1 rRNA gene is annotated in these 2,050 nt (G+C 55.6%); it reads right to left on the reverse strand.

The features are described from left to right. Positions 1-479: 479 nt before the first annotated feature. Positions 480-1,848: ribosomal RNA gene (locus tag AB4Y67_RS18965) — 16S ribosomal RNA — on the reverse strand. Positions 1,849-2,050 lie beyond the last annotated feature (202 nt).

Here is a 2,050-nt window from a genome sequence, read left to right on the forward strand (position 1 = left end):
GAGAACCATGAAAACCAACCCACACACCCAAAGGCGCCCAGGTCAGATCCAGGTTCATATTCTTGGAAATTGCTTCTTATAAAAGATGCTCGCGTCCACTATGTAGTTCTCAAACAACAACCCCGTACCACACACCCCACACACGCCCCCCAAAGGGAACAACCGTGTGATCGGTGCAGCCAGGAAACCAGAAACACAAGTCCCGGAACCACAGCCAACAGCCATGGAAACCGGTCCTGTTGTCTCAGGACCCAACAGTGTGCCAAACACTAAACCGCCATACCCCCCGCCGCACCGTTCCAGGACCACTCTCAAGAGAGGGTCCGTACTGGGTGCCGCGGAAAACGCAGCGGCCGCTATTTGTTGATATTCCACCCGTGAGCACCCGCCGCAGAACTTGCGTCTGCGCAACGGGCGTACTCCTGACAACCCCTCCACACTCACATACATGAGGCAAGGTGATTGTAGGTGCTCCTTAGAAAGGAGGTGATCCAGCCGCACCTTCCGGTACGGCTACCTTGTTACGACTTAGTCCCAATCGCCAGTCCCACCTTCGACAGCTCCCTCCCACAAGGGGTTAGGCCACCGGCTTCGGGCCACCTCACAGTATCGCAACCCTTTGTACCGGCCATTGTAGCATGCGTGAAGCCCAAGACATAAGGGGCATGATGATTTGACGTCGTCCCCACCTTCCTCCGAGTTGACCCCGGCAGTCTCCTATGAGTCCCCGCCATAACGCGCTGGCAACATAGAACGAGGGTTGCGCTCGTTGCGGGACTTAACCCAACATCTCACGACACGAGCTGACGACAACCATGCACCACCTGTAAACCGACCGCAAGCGGGGCACCTGTTTCCAGGTGTTTCCGGTTCATGTCAAGCCTTGGTAAGGTTCTTCGCGTTGCATCGAATTAATCCGCATGCTCCGCCGCTTGTGCGGGCCCCCGTCAATTCCTTTGAGTTTTAGCCTTGCGGCCGTACTCCCCAGGCGGGGCACTTAATGCGTTAGCTACGGCGCGGAAAACGTGGAATGTCCCCCACACCTAGTGCCCAACGTTTACGGCATGGACTACCAGGGTATCTAATCCTGTTCGCTCCCCATGCTTTCGCTCCTCAGCGTCAGTTAATGCCCAGAGACCTGCCTTCGCCATCGGTGTTCCTCCTGATATCTGCGCATTTCACCGCTACACCAGGAATTCCAGTCTCCCCTACATCACTCTAGTCTGCCCGTACCCACCGCAGATCCGGAGTTGAGCCCCGGACTTTCACGGCAGACGCGACAAACCGCCTACGAGCTCTTTACGCCCAATAATTCCGGATAACGCTTGCGCCCTACGTATTACCGCGGCTGCTGGCACGTAGTTAGCCGGCGCTTCTTCTGCAGGTACCGTCACTTTCGCTTCTTCCCTACTGAAAGAGGTTTACAACCCGAAGGCCGTCATCCCTCACGCGGCGTCGCTGCATCAGGCTTTCGCCCATTGTGCAATATTCCCCACTGCTGCCTCCCGTAGGAGTCTGGGCCGTGTCTCAGTCCCAGTGTGGCCGGTCACCCTCTCAGGCCGGCTACCCGTCGTCGCCTTGGTGAGCCATTACCTCACCAACAAGCTGATAGGCCGCGAGTCCATCCAAAACCACAATAAAGCTTTCCACCCCCCACCATGCGATGAGGAGTCATATCCGGTATTAGACCCAGTTTCCCAGGCTTATCCCAGAGTTAAGGGCAGGTTACTCACGTGTTACTCACCCGTTCGCCACTAATCCCCCAGCAAGCTGGGATCATCGTTCGACTTGCATGTGTTAAGCACGCCGCCAGCGTTCATCCTGAGCCAGGATCAAACTCTCCGTTGAAGTAAAACAGACACACCATGCGCCCCCGGGAAAACGGGATGCACACAATGCACAAAATTTGAAACCAGCTGTAAAAACCAGACCACACCACGGGGTGGCGCAACCTGGTCAATTCAACCAATTCAATACAATAAATTGGTATCAACAAACTTGGCACACTATTGAGTTCTCAAACAACAGACACACCCGGCACCACCACAAC

Origin of the sequence: Arthrobacter sp. YAF17, from assembly GCF_052113365.1 — a bacterium.
In the GTDB taxonomy this organism is placed as follows: Bacteria; Actinomycetota; Actinomycetes; order Actinomycetales; family Micrococcaceae; genus Arthrobacter.